Raw genomic sequence first — 14,304 nt, 5'->3', positions numbered from 1 at the left:
GTCGTCACTTCTCCAAATACTTCTTCATCTCGGCGAGCAGGCCATCGCGCAGTTCGGGGCGTCGCATGCCGTAGGCGAGGTTGGCGCGCAGGAAGCCGGCCTTGGAGCCGCAATCGTGCCGCTCGCCTTCGAACTCCACGCCATAGAATTTCTGCGTTTTCGCCAGCCCGATCATGGCGTCGGTGAGCTGGATCTCGCCGCCGGCGCCGCGCTCCTGTGTCTCCAGGATTTCAAAAATTTCGGGCTGCAAAATATAGCGGCCGGTGATCGAGAGGTTGGACGGCGCCGTGCCCTTCGGCGGCTTCTCCACCATGCCATTGATCTCGAACATGGTGGGATGGGCGTGGCGCGGCCCTACGCCGCAGATACCGTATTGGTGGGTGAGATGGTCGGGCACCTCCTCGACCGCGATCAAATTTGACTTCTCGCCAAGCTTGGCCGCGGCTTCGATCATCTGGGCAAGACAGCCGGGTGTGTTCAGCACCAGCTCATCCGGCAGAATCACAGCAAAGGGCTCATTGCCGACGATGTCGCGCGCGCACCAGACGGCGTGGCCGAGCCCGTGCGGCGCCTGCTGCCGGGTGAAGCTGACGGCACCCGCTTCCGGCTGATTCTGCGCCAGAATGTCGATCTCGGCCTTCTTGCCGCGCGCCTCAAGCGTGGTGTCCAGCTCGAACATGCGGTCGAAATGGTCCTCAATGACCCCCTTGTTGCGGCCGGTGACGAAGACGAAATGCTCGATCCCGGCCTCCTTCGCCTCGTCATACACGTATTGAATGAGCGGCTTGTCGACGATGGTCAGCATTTCCTTCGGCATTGCCTTGGTGGCGGGCAGCACACGGGTGCCGAGACCGGCGACGGGGAAGACGGCTTTACGGATCTTCATGGGATTGTCGGGGCGCCTTGAAATGTGTGAGACGGGTATCGCACCTTGCTATCCGGTTTGCAGCCGGGAACAAAGGCGGATGTGTGATGCCGCGTCGCTTTTGTCCTTGGGGCAGATCAAAACAAAATCTCGCCTTTGTTAAGCTGTTGGAAACCGTCACAAGGCCTTCTGAACCAATCATTGGAACGGGCAGATCGAGCCATGCGGCGGACGGGAACAGCGACCAGGAGCCGAGCCAGCGCGATGATAATCGCGGGGGTTCTGCTTGTTTCCAATCAGGCTTTCGCTCAGTCCCAGGGCGGGCTGGCGGAACTGTTCAGTAACCTGCTCTCGGCACCCAGCTCCCCACCACCACCCGCAGCCGCCACCGGCGACGGTTCGGCTCCGCCATGGAGCGGCGAGGATGGCGCCTCAGGTCACCCTTTGATGACGGCGGCCGCGATCCGGCAGGCAGCTGCCAGTTTCGACAATTGCGTCGCCTCGATGTGGCCCGATGCGGCGCGACGCAACGTCACACGCGAGAATTTCGAGCGCTTCACGGCGGGGCTGACGCCCGACCTGCGCATCATGGACCTGCTGGATTCACAGCCCGAATTCACCAAGGCGATCTGGGACTATCTCGATATCCTCGTGAACGACAACCGCCTCGCCAAGGGCCGCGAGATCCTCGCCAAACACAAGGCGCAATTCGATGCCGCGGAGAGAACCTATGGCGTGGACCGCTACGCGGTCGCGGCGATCTGGGGTATCGAATCCAATTATTCGACCCAGATGGGCGACCGCAGCGTGGTACAATCGACCGCCACGCTCGCCTGCATCGGCCGCCGGCAGGCCTACTTCAAAGACGAATTCCTCTCGGCGCTGGAGATTCTCAATCGCGGCGATCTCCGCCCCGAGCAGATGCGCGGCTCCTGGGCTGGCGCCTTCGGTCCGACGCAGTTCATGCCGACCGCTTTCAAGCGCTACGCGGTCGATGGTGACGGCGATGGCAGGCGCGACGTCGTGGACGACCCGGCCGACCTGATCGCCTCGACCGCCAATAACCTTAGAAAGGACGGTTGGCAGGCCGGCCAGAGCTGGGGCTACGAGGTCATCGTTCCCAAGAACTTCAACTACATGCTGGCCGACCGTTCCAAGGCGATGACACTCGCACAATGGCAGCAACTCGGGCTCCGGCGCGCCAACAACCAGCCGTTCCCACAGCCGGCCACGAGAGCCTACCTGCTCGCCCCCGCCGGCGCAGAAGGCCCCGGCTTCTTGATGCTGCAGAATTTCCGGGTGATCATGAAGTACAATCCGGCGGAGGCCTATGCACTGGCGATCGGCCATTTCGCCGATCGCCTGCGCGGCGGACCGCCCTTCGTGCAGCCCTGGCCGCGCCAGGAACGGATACTGTCGCGCGCCGAGCGGCTGGAACTGCAGCAGTTGCTCGCCCAGCGCGGCTTCTACCGCGGCACGCCGGACGGCCAGATCGGCGGCCAGACCCGTCAAGCGCTGCGCAGTTTCCAGGCATCGATCGGCACCCCGGCCGACGGATTTGCCACCTCGGACGTGCTGGAGCGCCTGAGGACGCGATAGGTTCGCAAAAATGGCCCTGAATACCGCTGTTTAACCGGCGCCTTGACGGCGGCGGAGCGGGTCCGATCTATGCTGGAAAATATGCCCGCCTGCGGCCCGATTCCGCTAGTATGGCGTTGTCTTCACGATCCATTTCGACCGAGCTTTGATGCCGAAGCCAAAACCCTTCCTGCGCGTGTTCACCGAGAGCGGCCCCCTGGTCGCGCTGGCGGTTGCGATCGCGCTTCTGGTCGGGATCGCCGGCCCTGCCTCGGCGCAGTTCTTCGGCTTTCAAGGATTTGGCGGCGGTCCGCCGCAACAGCGGCCGGCGCCGCGCAGCAATGGCGGCTGGTTCGGCTCGGATTTCTTCGCCCCCTTCCAGCATGCGCCGCCGCAGCAACAACAACAGCAGCAGCAGCAACCGCGCCAGGATTTTTCGCGAGCGCCGCCCCCGGCGAAGCGTGACACGGCGCCGGAGCGCAACGTGCTGGTGCTTGGCGATGCCATGGCGGACTGGCTCGCCTATGGCCTCGAGGACGCCTATGCCGAGCAGCCCGACATGGGCGTGATCCGCAAGCACAAGACGGTCTCCGGCCTGATCAAATACCAGCCCAAGGGCGAGCCTTCCGACTGGGCCGCCGCCGCCAGGGGCATCATCGCTGCCGAGAAGGCCGATGCCATCGTGGTGATGCTCGGCCTCAGCGACCGTATCTCGATCCGCGAGCCCGTCGTCGACAAGAAGGACGACAAGAAAACCGAGAAGAAAGACGACAAGAACACCCGCGCCAAGGACGCCAAATCTTCGGACACCAAGCCTTCGGATGGCGCCAAGCCGGACGACAAGCCGGTCGATGCCGAATTGTCGCCTGACGATGCCGCCGATGCGCCGCAGACCGCGGCTCCCGAGCGGAGCGCGCGTTCCTCAAACGGCGTCTATGAATTCCGCGACGAACGCTGGATCGAGCTCTACAACAAGAAGATCGATGAATTGATCGGCGTGCTGAAGAGCAAGGGCGTGCCGGTGTTGTGGGTCGGGCTGCCGGCGATCCGCGGCCAGAAGGGCACGTCCGACATGCTGTTCCTGGATACGCTGTACCGGGACAGCGCAGCCAAGGCCGGCATCACCTATGTCGATATCTGGGACGGCTTCGTCGACGAGGCGGGTCGCTTCATGCATAAGGGCCCGGATTTCGAAGGCCAGATCCGCCAGCTCCGCACCTCGGACGGCGTCTTCTTCACCAAGGCCGGCGCGCGCAAGCTGGCGCATTATGTGGAGCGCGAGGTGACGCGGCTGCTCGCACGCACGCCGATCGCGTTGCCGACCGAGCCGGCGACGCCGGACGCCAATGCGGCACCCGGCCAGCCAGCGCGGCCTTTGGCCGGACCAATTGTGCCGCTGGTCGCCTCCTCCGTCGGCACCGATCAACTGCTCGGCGGTCCCGGCTCGCGTCCGGCCGCGGTCGATCCGCTCGCGGCACGCACCCTGGTAAAGGGCGAACCGCTCGCGCCGCCTGCGGGCCGCGCCGACGATTTTGCCTGGCCGCGCCGCGAAATCGGTCGCGAGCAGGCCAAGGGCGAAACGCCGGTTGCCGCCACCACTCCCGAGGGCGCCGGCGCAGGTGGCGCAGCCGGAACGGCCCCGGCGCCGACCGCCGCAGCTCCTGCACCTCCGCCGAAGCCGGCACCACAGAAGCGCCTATTCCGGCCGTCTCAGACTCAGACCAATCAGCCGCCACCTGCCTCGACCTTTGGCGGTTTCTTCGGCTTCGGCCCGTCGCCTGCAGCCGGGCCACGTCAACAGGCGGCGCCGCCGCCGCGTCCGCCGACGCCGATCGTGCCACGTCCACCGGCAGATGTCGGACGCTCGGCGGAAGCGCCGTTTGGCAATTTCATGAGATGGTGACGGCGTAGGGTGGGCAAAGGCGCGTCGCGCCGTGCCTACCACTCACATGATGGGCACGCTTCCACCGGTGTTTGTTCGAGCTGCCATGCGTGGCGTCGCTTTGCCCATCCTACGCCGTGCTGCCCTAAAGCGCGATGAGATGAGGATGAATCATTATCGCGCTTTAGGTTATTGTTTGAGCATGATCTTTTCGGAAAACCGGTTTCCACTTTTCCGGATCATGCTCTAGTAGCGCCAGCGCGGCGGCGGGCGGCGTGGCGGGCGCGTCAGGAGCAGCCCGAGGGCAAGGCCGAGGCCGCCGGCAACCAGCAACGCACCCAGCGGATTGTCCTGCACGGTCTTGGTCAGCGCCTGCTGGCCGCCGCGGATGGTCTCGCCGCGATTCTCGTAAGTCTCCTTGGCGTAGTTGACTGCCGTGTCCGCAGCTTCACGCGCAGCATCCTTGGCCTGGCCGTAGAGATTCTGCACTGTTCCGGCCGCTTCGCGTGCGCGGCCTGATGCTTCCGTCTTGCTGTCACCGGTCATTTCACCAACAGCGCCTTCCGCCTTGCCGGCGAAATCCTTGGTGGCGCCAGCGATCCGATCGTTGTCCATCGCGGTCACTCCTCTCCATTGTCTTCCCATTGTCGGAGAAAGTAACCGGCGAGCGGCGCGGCGGTTCCTGCGGTCAGAGGATCAGCCCGCCATCGACAACGATGGTCTGGCCGATGATGTAGGCCGCGAGCGGCGAGGCCAGGAACAGCGCCGCTCCCGCCATGTCCTGCGGGGTGCCGAGCCGCTTCAGCGGAATGCGCTCGAGCGCACCTTCGAGCCGCTTCGGGTTCGCCGTCGTCACCTTGGTCATCTTGGTGTCGACCAGGCCGGGCGCAATGCCGTTGACGCGGATGCCGTCCTCCGCCCAGCCCTCGGCAAGCGTCCGCGTCAATCCGACCGCACCGGTCTTCGAAGCATTGTAAGCGGGATTTCCCATCGTCGAATGATAGGCGGCGGTCGAACTGACCATGATGAGCGAGCCCTTGCTCGCGCTCAGCATCGCCTGGAATTTGGTCGCGCAAGCCATCAAGCTCATGAGATTGACCTCAACGACCTTGCGAAAGCCTTCCATCTCGAATTCGCCGCGGCGGTAGATCACCGCGCCCTGCGCCAGCACCAGCACATCGAGCCGGTCGAAAGCCGGTTTGAATTGTTCGATTGCACGAGCGTCGCTGACGTCGAGCTGCGAGTATTCCAATCCGTTGAGATGCGAACCTTCTTCGGCCGAATAGTCGCTCGCCTTGGCGCGTGTGCCGCAGACATGCACGTGTGCCCCCTTGACGCGAAACGCTTGTGCGATGCCATTGCCGATGCCGCTGGAGCCGCCCACAACAAGAACCTGCTTGCCAGTGAAATCCAGTTCGTTCATCGCACGCCTCCTCCGTCTTGATCTTGTTCGTTTGACCTGTCTGCGGATCGATGCCAGCGTTGTCAATCCTGCAACCTGGATCGCTCCATCCCACGAGTCGCGCGATGTCCGATTTCACACAGCTCAGCCGCTCGGTGAGAGGCTTGACCGTCCTCGTCACCGGCGCCGCCAGCGGCATGGGCCGCGCCACTGCGTTAGTGTTCGCCACTGAGGGCGCCAATGTCGCCGTCACCGACATCACCGCCGAAGGCACGGAGGCGGTTGCGCAGGAGATTGGCAAGAGCGGAGGGAATGCAAAGGCGTGGCTACTCGACGTCGCCGATCGCGATGCAATCACATCCGTGGTCAACAGCGTCGCCGCGCATTTCGGCGGGCTCGACATCCTCGTCAACAATGCCGGTATCTCCGTGCGGGTTGCGATCGACGACAACGGCTATGACGAGGCCTGGGGCAAGGCAATCGCGGTGATGTTGACGGCGCATCAGCGCATCATCCGCGCCGCTTTGCCGCATTTGCGAAAATCGAAATGCCCGCGCATCGTCAATATCGCTTCCACCGAGGCGCTTGGCGCTACCGCATTGCACAGTCCGTATTCCGCGGCGAAGGCCGGCGTTACCGGGCTGACACGCTCGCTTGCTGTGGAACTGGGCCGCGAAGGCATCACCGTGAACTGCATCTGCCCGGGCCCGATCCGCACTGGGATCACCGACCGGATTCCGGAGGAGCACAAGACCATCTATGCCAAGCGCCGCACGGCGCTCGGCCGCTATGGCGAGCCGGAGGAGGTCGCGCACATGACCTTGAGCCTGTGCTTGCCGGCCGCGTCCTTCCTCACAGGCGCGGTGATCCAGGTGGACGGCGGGCTGATGGCGCGGAATGCGTGATGCGCTGCAGCGTCTGAAGGGCCGCCTCGCGCAAGGGGCCATGCGCCCGCGCCGCGTTGACATGGCAAAGTCACAGGATAGCCTTCCCTCAAACGAAGCGGAAAAATCTGCCCGCACAGAGGAGAGAACGCCATGGCCATCGCGATCCGGCAGCTTCACCCGCATTTTGTCGGTGAGGTCACAGGCCTCGATCTGCGAAAGCCGCTGACCAGGCAGGAAGCGACCGAAGTCGAGGCGGCGATGGACAAATACGCCGTGCTCGTCTTCCACGACCAGGACATCACAGACGAGCAGCAACTGGCCTTCGCGCTGAACTTCGGCGAGCGCGAGAACGCGCGCGGCGGCACCGTGACCAAGAAGGAGGATTATCGCCTCACCTCCGGGCTGAACGATGTCTCCAACCTCGGCAAGGACGGCAAGCCGCTGGCGAGAGGTCACCGCACCCATCTGTTCAACCTCGGCAATTGCCTGTGGCATTCCGACAGCTCGTTCCGGCCGATCCCGGCGAAATTCTCACTGTTGTCGGCGCGGGTGGTGAATCCGAAGGGCGGCAACACCGAATTCGCCGACATGCGCGCGGCCTATGACGCGCTGGATGAGGAGACCAAGGCGGAGATCGAAGACCTGATCTGCGAGCACTCGCTGATGTATTCACGCGGCTCGCTCGGCTTCCTTGACTACACCGACGAGGAGAAGGAGATGTTCAAGCCGGTGCTGCAGCGCCTGGTGCGGACCCATCCGGTGCATCGTCGCAAGTCGCTCTATCTCTCCTCGCATGCGGGTGCGGTGCGCGGCATGAGCATGCCGGAAGGCCGGCTGCTGCTGCGCGACCTCACCGAGCACGCGACACGGCGGGAGTTCGTCTATGTCCACAAGTGGAAGGTCCACGACCTCGTGATGTGGGACAACCGCCAGACCATGCATCGCGTCCGCCGCTATGACCAGTCGCAGCCGCGCGACATGCGCCGCGCCACCGTCGCCGGCACCGAGCCGACCGTCGCGCCGCAGGCGGCGGAGTAGTCGTCGTCCGCGCTTCCGCAGTCATCGTCCGGCTTGACCGGACGACCCAGTATTCCAGAGATGGCAGTGAATTGAGCCGATAGGCTGCTGCTTATTGGATGCCCCGCCTTCGCGGGGCATGACAAAGACTTACGCGTGCCCGGCTTCGTTGGAGAGCATGCCGACGTCGATGCCGATCTTGCGCAGAGCGCGCGCGTATTTGTCCTCGACGTCGTCACCGAAGATCAGATCCGGATCGGCGTCGCAATGCAGCCAGCCATTGTGCTGGATCTCGTTTTCCAACTGCCCTGGCGCCCAGCCAGCATAGCCCAAGGCCAGGATCGCATGCTTCGGACCGGAACCTTTGGCAATCGCCTTCAGGATATCGACGGTCGCGGTCAGGCAGATATCGTCGTCGATATTCAGCGTCGCATCCTGGATGAAGAAATCGCTGGAATGCAGCACGAAGCCGCGGCCGGTATCGACCGGGCCGCCCTTCATCACCTTCATGGTCTCGGCATTTTCCGGCAACTTGATCTGGTCGGCCTTCTGGATGATGTCGAGTTGCACCAACAGCCCCGGGAAATCGATGCTTCCAGCGGGACGATTGACGATGATCCCCATCGCCCCCTCGGCGGAATGCGCGCACATGTAGATGACGGAGCGCTCGAAGCGGGGATCGCCCATAACCGGCATGGCAATCAGGATCTGACCGTCGAGATAACCGCTGCCGGACGAATTGTCGCCGCTGACAGCAGCCTTGCCGCGGGCGGTCTTTGGTGCTTTGCCTTCAGGAGTCATCTGAAAGGCCTCCATGCTGATTTGACATCCTGATATTGGGTGAGGCTTCTGTCAATCAAGCACAAGGCCGCATTCGCGCCATCCATCACACGCAATTCAATGGTTTACGAAAGAACTAGCCGGTAAAGACGTCCCATGATCGCCATAGTTCCCATGCGGGTTGCGCTCGGCCTGCTAGCCACTCTTTCAGTTGTCTGGCCAGCGACAGAAGTGCGCGCCGAGGACTCCTCGCCCTGGCAACGGGACGCGCATTCAGCGGTGCGGCTGCTCGCCGGCTCGCGCAGCGGCGCGGTTTTGCTTGGCGGTATCGCCATCCAACTCGAGCCCGGTTGGAAAACCTATTGGCGGACCCCCGGCGATTCCGGCGTGCCGCCGCGCTTCGATTTCTCCAAGTCGGAAAATGTCGACGCGGTGACGGTGCTGTGGCCGGCGCCGATGAAATTTGACGACGGCGCCGGCGGCACCTCGCTCGGCTACAAGCAGCAGGTGGTGCTGCCGCTTCGGATCGTCGCCAAGAATGCCGACAAGCCGCTGACGCTGCGCGCCAACATCAACTATGCCGTGTGCGAGAAGCTCTGTATTCCCGTGGAGGCGAGCATCGAACTTGCCTTTGCGAGCGTCGCCTCCACCGAGGACGGCGCGCTGTCAGCCGCGCTCGATACGGTGCCGAAGCCTGCCAATATCGGCGATCCCAATCCGGTCACGATCCGCGACGTCAAGCGCAGCGGCAAGTCGACCGTGTTGGTCGACGTCGCCGCGCCCGAAGGCAAGGAAGTCAGCCTGTTCGTCGAGGGACCGACGCCGGACTGGGCGCTGCCGGTGCCGAAGCTCGTGCCGAACTCGCCACCCGGGGTGAAACGCTTCTTTTTCGAGCTCGACGGCCTGCCCCCGGGCGCCAATGCGGATGGCGCCGCGCTGAAGTTGACCCTGGTCGGCGGCGACCGCGCCTACGAATTCAACACCAATCTGGAGTAAGCCGTAGCCCGGGTGATGCACAGCGCAACCTGAGCACAGCAGTGCCCGCGGAAAGACCGGCCCCGCATTGCGTGGAGCCTGTCATCGGACGCGCATCGCACGGCCCGTTGGCTCCACCGGGCTACGGTTTCACCGCTATCCACCGAACCCATTCTTAACGTTTCGTTGATACGTCACGGCCCTCGCCGCCCTGCTTCGGAACTCCGCCTTGGCCGTGATGGACACCCAATCCGCAACCGCTTCGCCCACGGGCACGATCGCGCGCCTGCGCGGCCTCGTTGGCGGCTCGAGCGAGGCCTCCGTCACGCGGCGGCTGGCGGGGACGATCTTCGTCATCCGCGTCGTCAGCGCCATCGTCGCCTATCTCTCGCAGATCCTGCTCGCGCGCTGGATGGGCAGTTCGGATTATGGCGTCTATGTCTATGTCTGGACCTGGGTGCTGCTGCTCGGCAGCATGATGGATTTCGGCATTTCGGCCTCCGCGCAAAAGCTTATTCCCGAATACCGCACGGCAGGCGAGCACGCGCTGCTGCGTGGCTTTCTCTCTGGCAGCCGCTGGCTGACGTTTGCGGTATCGAGCGTGGTCTCGCTGCTGCTCGCAGGCCTCGTCAAGCTGCTGTCGCCATGGATCGATGCCGAAACGATCGTGCCGCTCTATATCGGCTGCCTGACGCTGCCAGCCTTCGTGGTCGCCAACACCCAGGACGGCATCGCCCGGTCATATGACTGGATGCGGCTCGGACTGATGCCGCAATTCATCGTGCGCCAGGCGCTGATCATCGGCTTCACCGCCGGCGCCGTCGTGCTCGGCTTCCATCTCGGCGCCACCGCCGCCATGCTCGCCAGCGCCGCAGCGGTGTGGATCGCCATGATCGGCCAGATGCTGGTGCTGAACCGCAGGCTCGCGGCCCATGTCGAGCCAGGCGAGAAAGCCTACGACGTCAGCGGCTGGCTTGCAGTCTCGCTGCCGATCCTGCTGGTCGAAAGCTTCTATCTGCTGCTGTCCTACACCGACGTGCTGGTGCTGCAGCAGTTCCGCCCCTCCGACGAGGTCGCCGTCTACTTTGCCGTGGTGAAGACACTGGCGCTGGTCTCGTTCATTCATTACGCGATGTCGGCGACGACGGCGCATCGCTTCGCCGAATACAACGCGATCGGCGACAAGGCCCGGCTGTCGGCCTATGTCGCGCATGCAATCCAGTGGACGTTCTGGCCGTCGCTGGCGGCGACCATCCTGCTGCTCGCCTTCGGCAAACCGCTGCTCTGGCTGTTCGGGCCGCAATTCGTCGCCGGCTACGACATCATGTTCCTGGCAGCGATCGGGCTTGTGGTTCGCGCTGCGATCGGCCCGGTCGAACGGCTCCTCAACATGCTCGGCCATCAGAAGATCTGCGCGCTCGCCTACGCGCTCGCCTTCGTCATGAACCTGGTGCTGTGCGTCGCGCTGGTGCCGCGCTTCGGCGGCCACGGCGCCGCCGTGGCGACGTCGATCTCGCTGAGCTTCGAGACCGTGCTCCTGTTCTGGATCGTCCGCCAGCGGCTCGGGCTGCACGTGCTGGCGTTCGGGAAGATCGGTTCCAGGCCATAGCAATTCCTGCCGATGCGGCGTATATTTTCAGTATGACCGCAGCAGAACTAAAAGACCTTCTGGAACGTGTTCAGACGTGGCCCGAAGCCGCGCAAGACGAACTTGTCGCCGTCGCGGAGCAAATCGAGAATGAACTGCGAAGCGATGAGTATGTCGCAACGCGAGAGGAACTGCTGGCGATTGATACCGCGATAGCCTCGATTGATGCCGGTGAAGTGCCAACCGAGCGCGAGGTTGAGGCTGCCTTTGCGAAGTTTCGCCTGAAATGAAGCTTGTCTGGTCTCGGCGAGCGCTCGCCGATCTCACCGAAATCGCGACCTACTATTCGATTAACGCAAGTCCGACCATAGCCCGATCCATCGAGGACCGATTCCTGGTCGTGTTAGACCGCATTCGCCGCGCACCCGAGTCAGCGCCACGAGTGTCGCAACGATCCTCTGTCCGCGTTGTCGCGGTCGTCCGCCATCCATTCCGGATATTCTATCGCGTTCGCGGCGAGGATATCGATATCCTGCACATCCGCCACACCTCGCGGCGCCCCTTCAGTCCAACCAAGTTGGATTGACGGGATCACGTCCCTCGCGATTGCAGCCGAGAGGGACGCACGAGAACGGACCTATTCCGCGGTCCAGCCGCCGTCGATGGAGTAGTTGGAGCCGGTGATCTGCGCGGCGTCGTCGCTGCACAGGAATAGCGCGAGCGAGCCGACCTGATCGGCGGTCACGAATTCCTTGGTCGGCTGGGCCTCCAGCAGCACGTCGCTGATGACCTGCTCCTTGGTCATGTTGCGCGCCTTCATGGTCTCCGGAATCTGGTGCTCGACCAGCGGCGTCCAGACATAGCCGGGGCTGATGCAGTTGCAGGTGATCTTGAAGGTCGCAAGCTCGAGCGCCACCGTCTTGGTGAGTCCGGCGATGCCGTGCTTGGCCGAGACATAGGCCGACTTGAAGGGCGAAGCGACCAGCGAATGCGCGGACGCGGTGTTGATGATGCGGCCCCAGCCGCGCTTCTTCATCCCCGGCACCGCGGCACGGATCCCGTGAAATGCCGACGACAGGTTGATCGCGATGATCGCATCCCACTTCTCGATCGGAAATTCCTCGATCGGGGAGACGAACTGGATGCCGGCATTGTTGACGAGAATGTCGACCGAGCCGAAGGTCTTTTCACCGAGCGCGATCATTTCGGCGATCTCGGCGGGCTTGGTCATGTCGGCGGGCGAATAGGCGGCCTTGACCTTGAAGTCGGTTTCGATGCCGGAGCGCTCGCGCTCGATATCGGCCGGCACGCCCATGCCGTTGATGACGACATTGGCCCCGGCGCTGGCGAATTTGCGCGCGATCGCCAATCCGATGCCGCTGGTTGAGCCGGTCACAACGGCGGTCTTGCCTGTCAACGTAGCCATATCTGCTTTACTCCTTCTTGCCTGCGGGGAACGGATCGACGTCCTCCGTGAGATCGTAGGTCACCATGGTTTCCCCGGACTGCGGCCGTTCTAGCCATTCTTTGTGACGCATCGACAAATGCACATCGCGGACGCCGGCGTCCCAGTGCTCGACCATCGCGACATGGGAGAAGTCGTAATCCTTCGACGACGTCTCGTAGTTCTTGCTGCGGTAGATCAGGTGCACCACGGTGACGGTGTTTTCCTTGGATGCCTGCCGCAGCAATTCCACCGAGGGATCGTTCTTCAGATAGTCCGGCAGCTTGCCGATGAGGTCGCGCACCGCCATGCGCGCATTGTGGATCTGCCTGTTCTTGTCGGTGTTCATCCGCGTGCGGCTGGAATAGCGGATGTCCTTTTCGCGCTCAGCGGCCTCCAGCAAGGATACCGGCAATGGGCCACGGGCGCTGAACAGGTCGACCTGGAAGATCAGGAGATCGCGGTTGGTCTCCTCGTCCAGCACGAAGTCGAGCGGGGTGTTGCAGGCGATGCCGCCATCCCAGTAATGCTCGCCCTCGATGAGGACAGACGGAAAGCCCGGCGGCAGCGCGCCGGAGGCCATGATGTGCTCGGGGCCGATCTTCTTGCCGAGCTTCTTGAACTCGTAATTGTCGAAATACTTGAAATTGCCAGAGGTCACGCCGACCGCGCCGACCGAAAGCCGGGTCTTGAGGTCGTTGATGCGGTCGAAATCGACCAGCCGCTCCAGCGTCTTCTTCAAGGGCGCGGTATCGTAATAGCTTTGCGACTCCGGCCTGACCGTGGGCCAGAACGGCGCCGGCGGAATCCGCGGCGCGAAGAAGCCAGGCACGCCGAATGTCGCGATGATGGCGGCGCTGGTCTCGTTGAACAACGTGCGGGCACGGTCGCCCGGCGTGATCGGATTCCACGACACCGGAGACGAGACCATCTCCCAGAATTCCTTTAAGCGCGGCACCTGCTTGTCGGGCTCGTTGCCGGCGATGATCGCGGCATTAATGGCGCCGATCGAGATGCCAGCGATCCATTCAGGCTCGAAGCCGGAGCGACACAGCGCTTCAAACGCGCCGGCCTGATACGAGCCAAGGGCGCCGCCGCCCTGCAGAACCAATACGCGCTGCGCCTTAGCGGGCGTCGTGGCGGGCGCGGGATCGGAAGTATCCATCGTGACCGTCAATCAAAGGAGCATAGTGGGGCGCACCGTGGCCGCAGTTCGCGACCGCGTCAATCGGCGTGATCGAGGGCCAGATCATGATCCGATCGGATCATGATCTCATCTCTTTGTTTGAGCATGATCTTTTCGGAAAACCGGTTTCCACTTTTCCGGATCATGCTCCAGATCACGCAGAGTTAGGTTGACGCCAGGATGAGCGTCCAGAACACCTTGTACTTCGTGTTCGGCGCATAGCTCGCCGCGATGCCCAATTTTGTGACACCGCCCTTGAGCATATTGGCCCGGTGCGGCGGCGAATCGCGCCAGCCGGAAAACGCTTCCGCCAGCGTGTGATAGCCGGCGGACACGTTTTCGACCGCCACCGTCGCCGGATAGCCGGAGCCTTCCAGCCTCTTGCCGAGCGGAGCCTTCGCGTCATGGTCCATCTTGTTGCGGGCGGCCATGGCCTGCGACTGCTGCTCGGCGAGCGTCGTGAGCGCAGGGTCCACCACCACGGCGCCGAGGCCGTTGTTCTGACGGTATTGCGAGATCATGGTCGCGGCGGCCTGGGTGTCCAGGATAGCGCCGGGCGCCGCCATGTTGACATACATGGTCGGCTGTTCCGGAAGTGGAGTGTCTGTCGCGCAGCCGCTCAGCACCAGAAGCCCGAAAAGGGCCGTGGTCGTCCGTTTCACTGAAAGGATTCCCCCAAGATTGGTCTGCCGTTGTTGCA

General features: G+C 63.3%; 15 protein-coding genes. 8 read left to right on the top strand and 7 right to left on the bottom strand.

The annotated features are described in order from the left end of the window. Positions 1-4 precede the first annotated feature (4 nt). The gene (locus J6497_RS01425; protein ID WP_225702433.1) at positions 5-886 is read right to left on the bottom strand and encodes a UTP--glucose-1-phosphate uridylyltransferase; all 882 of its coding nucleotides are present in this window, start codon (positions 884-886) and stop codon (positions 5-7) included. Positions 887-1,129: 243 nt separating this feature from the next. On the opposite strand from J6497_RS01425, the gene J6497_RS01420 reads away from it, so the two are divergent. Together J6497_RS01420 and J6497_RS01415 are read left to right on the top strand one after the other, a co-directional pair. Then, entirely contained in the window at positions 1,130-2,464 is a 1,335-nt protein-coding gene (locus tag J6497_RS01420; RefSeq protein ID WP_225702432.1) for a lytic murein transglycosylase, read from the top strand. Between the two features lie 148 nt (positions 2,465-2,612). After that, positions 2,613-4,346, top strand: coding sequence for a DUF459 domain-containing protein (locus tag J6497_RS01415; protein ID WP_225702431.1), 1,734 nt, complete (start codon positions 2,613-2,615; stop codon positions 4,344-4,346). A gap of 225 nt (positions 4,347-4,571) precedes the next feature. Here J6497_RS01415 and J6497_RS01410 read toward each other — a convergent pair whose 3' ends face one another. Both J6497_RS01410 and J6497_RS01405 read right to left on the bottom strand, forming a co-directional pair. Further along, complete coding sequence (locus J6497_RS01410; RefSeq protein WP_225702430.1) at positions 4,572-4,940, bottom strand: CsbD family protein; 369 nt, start codon at positions 4,938-4,940, stop codon at positions 4,572-4,574. Positions 4,941-5,013: 73 nt separating this feature from the next. Beyond that, positions 5,014-5,748 carry an SDR family NAD(P)-dependent oxidoreductase gene (locus tag J6497_RS01405; RefSeq protein WP_225702429.1) on the bottom strand — a complete coding sequence of 245 codons (735 nt, stop codon included), beginning with the start codon at positions 5,746-5,748 and terminating at the stop codon, positions 5,014-5,016. 104 nt (positions 5,749-5,852) lie between these two features. On the opposite strand from J6497_RS01405, the gene J6497_RS01400 reads away from it, so the two are divergent. Then, positions 5,853-6,632 carry an SDR family NAD(P)-dependent oxidoreductase gene (locus tag J6497_RS01400; RefSeq protein WP_225702428.1) on the top strand — a complete coding sequence of 260 codons (780 nt, stop codon included), beginning with the start codon at positions 5,853-5,855 and terminating at the stop codon, positions 6,630-6,632. A 132-nt stretch (positions 6,633-6,764) separates the two neighbouring features. Further along, a complete protein-coding gene (locus J6497_RS01395) occupies positions 6,765-7,652 on the top strand; it encodes a TauD/TfdA dioxygenase family protein (protein ID WP_225702427.1) in 888 nt (295 codons plus the stop codon). 129 nt (positions 7,653-7,781) lie between these two features. On the opposite strand, the gene J6497_RS01390 is transcribed toward J6497_RS01395, so the two are convergent. After that, positions 7,782-8,432, bottom strand: coding sequence for a YqgE/AlgH family protein (locus tag J6497_RS01390; RefSeq protein WP_225702426.1), 651 nt, complete (start codon positions 8,430-8,432; stop codon positions 7,782-7,784). 135 nt (positions 8,433-8,567) lie between these two features. Here J6497_RS01390 and J6497_RS01385 point away from each other — a divergent pair, with 135 nt between their 5' ends. The 4 genes from J6497_RS01385 to J6497_RS01370 all read left to right on the top strand — a co-directional run bounded on the left by J6497_RS01385 (position 8,568) and on the right by J6497_RS01370 (position 11,560). Continuing rightward, positions 8,568-9,407 (top strand): protein-disulfide reductase DsbD domain-containing protein, encoded by an 840-nt coding sequence (locus J6497_RS01385; RefSeq protein WP_225702425.1) that lies wholly within the window; start codon positions 8,568-8,570, stop codon positions 9,405-9,407. A gap of 208 nt (positions 9,408-9,615) precedes the next feature. Next, positions 9,616-10,995 (top strand): oligosaccharide flippase family protein, encoded by a 1,380-nt coding sequence (locus tag J6497_RS01380; protein WP_225702424.1) that lies wholly within the window; start codon positions 9,616-9,618, stop codon positions 10,993-10,995. A 32-nt stretch (positions 10,996-11,027) separates the two neighbouring features. Beyond that, positions 11,028-11,264: a hypothetical protein gene (locus tag J6497_RS01375; protein ID WP_225702423.1), complete on the top strand. Its 237-nt coding sequence runs from the start codon at positions 11,028-11,030 to the stop codon at positions 11,262-11,264. Beyond that, positions 11,261-11,560 carry a type II toxin-antitoxin system RelE/ParE family toxin gene (locus J6497_RS01370; protein ID WP_225702422.1) on the top strand — a complete coding sequence of 100 codons (300 nt, stop codon included), beginning with the start codon at positions 11,261-11,263 and terminating at the stop codon, positions 11,558-11,560. Before J6497_RS01375 ends, J6497_RS01370 begins: the two co-directional genes overlap by 4 nt. A gap of 51 nt (positions 11,561-11,611) precedes the next feature. Here the strand turns inward: J6497_RS01370 and J6497_RS01365 are convergent, their stop codons facing one another. The 3 genes from J6497_RS01365 to J6497_RS01355 all read right to left on the bottom strand — a co-directional run bounded on the left by J6497_RS01365 (position 11,612) and on the right by J6497_RS01355 (position 14,266). After that, positions 11,612-12,400, bottom strand: coding sequence for a 3-hydroxybutyrate dehydrogenase (locus J6497_RS01365; RefSeq protein WP_225702421.1), 789 nt, complete (start codon positions 12,398-12,400; stop codon positions 11,612-11,614). Positions 12,401-12,407: 7 nt separating this feature from the next. Beyond that, positions 12,408-13,583 (bottom strand): DUF3734 domain-containing protein, encoded by a 1,176-nt coding sequence (locus tag J6497_RS01360; protein WP_225702420.1) that lies wholly within the window; start codon positions 13,581-13,583, stop codon positions 12,408-12,410. A gap of 185 nt (positions 13,584-13,768) precedes the next feature. After that, positions 13,769-14,266 (bottom strand): CAP domain-containing protein, encoded by a 498-nt coding sequence (locus J6497_RS01355; protein ID WP_376708145.1) that lies wholly within the window; start codon positions 14,264-14,266, stop codon positions 13,769-13,771. Between the last annotated feature and the right edge of the window lie 38 nt (positions 14,267-14,304).

This window comes from Bradyrhizobium cenepequi (assembly GCF_020329485.1).
GTDB lineage: Bacteria > Pseudomonadota > Alphaproteobacteria > Rhizobiales > Xanthobacteraceae > Bradyrhizobium > Bradyrhizobium cenepequi.
The sequence above is the reverse complement of the archived record's forward strand: the minus strand, read 5'-3'. Positions and strand labels throughout refer to the sequence as shown.

Excerpts from the sequence above, each read along its gene's own strand:
- J6497_RS01425 (WP_225702433.1), bottom strand. The coding sequence starts at position 886 with ATGAAGATCCGTAAAGCCGTCTTCCCCGTCGCCGGTCTCGGCACCCGT.
- J6497_RS01365 (WP_225702421.1), bottom strand. The coding sequence starts at position 12,400 with ATGGCTACGTTGACAGGCAAGACCGCCGTTGTGACCGGCTCAACCAGC.
- J6497_RS01415 (WP_225702431.1), top strand. The coding sequence starts at position 2,613 with ATGCCGAAGCCAAAACCCTTCCTGCGCGTGTTCACCGAGAGCGGCCCC.
- J6497_RS01385 (WP_225702425.1), top strand. The coding sequence starts at position 8,568 with ATGATCGCCATAGTTCCCATGCGGGTTGCGCTCGGCCTGCTAGCCACT.
- J6497_RS01375 (WP_225702423.1), top strand. The coding sequence starts at position 11,028 with ATGACCGCAGCAGAACTAAAAGACCTTCTGGAACGTGTTCAGACGTGG.
- J6497_RS01410 (WP_225702430.1), bottom strand. The coding sequence starts at position 4,940 with ATGGACAACGATCGGATCGCTGGCGCCACCAAGGATTTCGCCGGCAAG.
- J6497_RS01420 (WP_225702432.1), top strand. The coding sequence starts at position 1,130 with ATGATAATCGCGGGGGTTCTGCTTGTTTCCAATCAGGCTTTCGCTCAG.
- J6497_RS01370 (WP_225702422.1), top strand. The coding sequence starts at position 11,261 with ATGAAGCTTGTCTGGTCTCGGCGAGCGCTCGCCGATCTCACCGAAATC.
- J6497_RS01360 (WP_225702420.1), bottom strand. The coding sequence starts at position 13,583 with ATGGATACTTCCGATCCCGCGCCCGCCACGACGCCCGCTAAGGCGCAG.
- J6497_RS01390 (WP_225702426.1), bottom strand. The coding sequence starts at position 8,432 with ATGACTCCTGAAGGCAAAGCACCAAAGACCGCCCGCGGCAAGGCTGCT.
- J6497_RS01395 (WP_225702427.1), top strand. The coding sequence starts at position 6,765 with ATGGCCATCGCGATCCGGCAGCTTCACCCGCATTTTGTCGGTGAGGTC.
- J6497_RS01405 (WP_225702429.1), bottom strand. The coding sequence starts at position 5,748 with ATGAACGAACTGGATTTCACTGGCAAGCAGGTTCTTGTTGTGGGCGGC.
- J6497_RS01400 (WP_225702428.1), top strand. The coding sequence starts at position 5,853 with ATGTCCGATTTCACACAGCTCAGCCGCTCGGTGAGAGGCTTGACCGTC.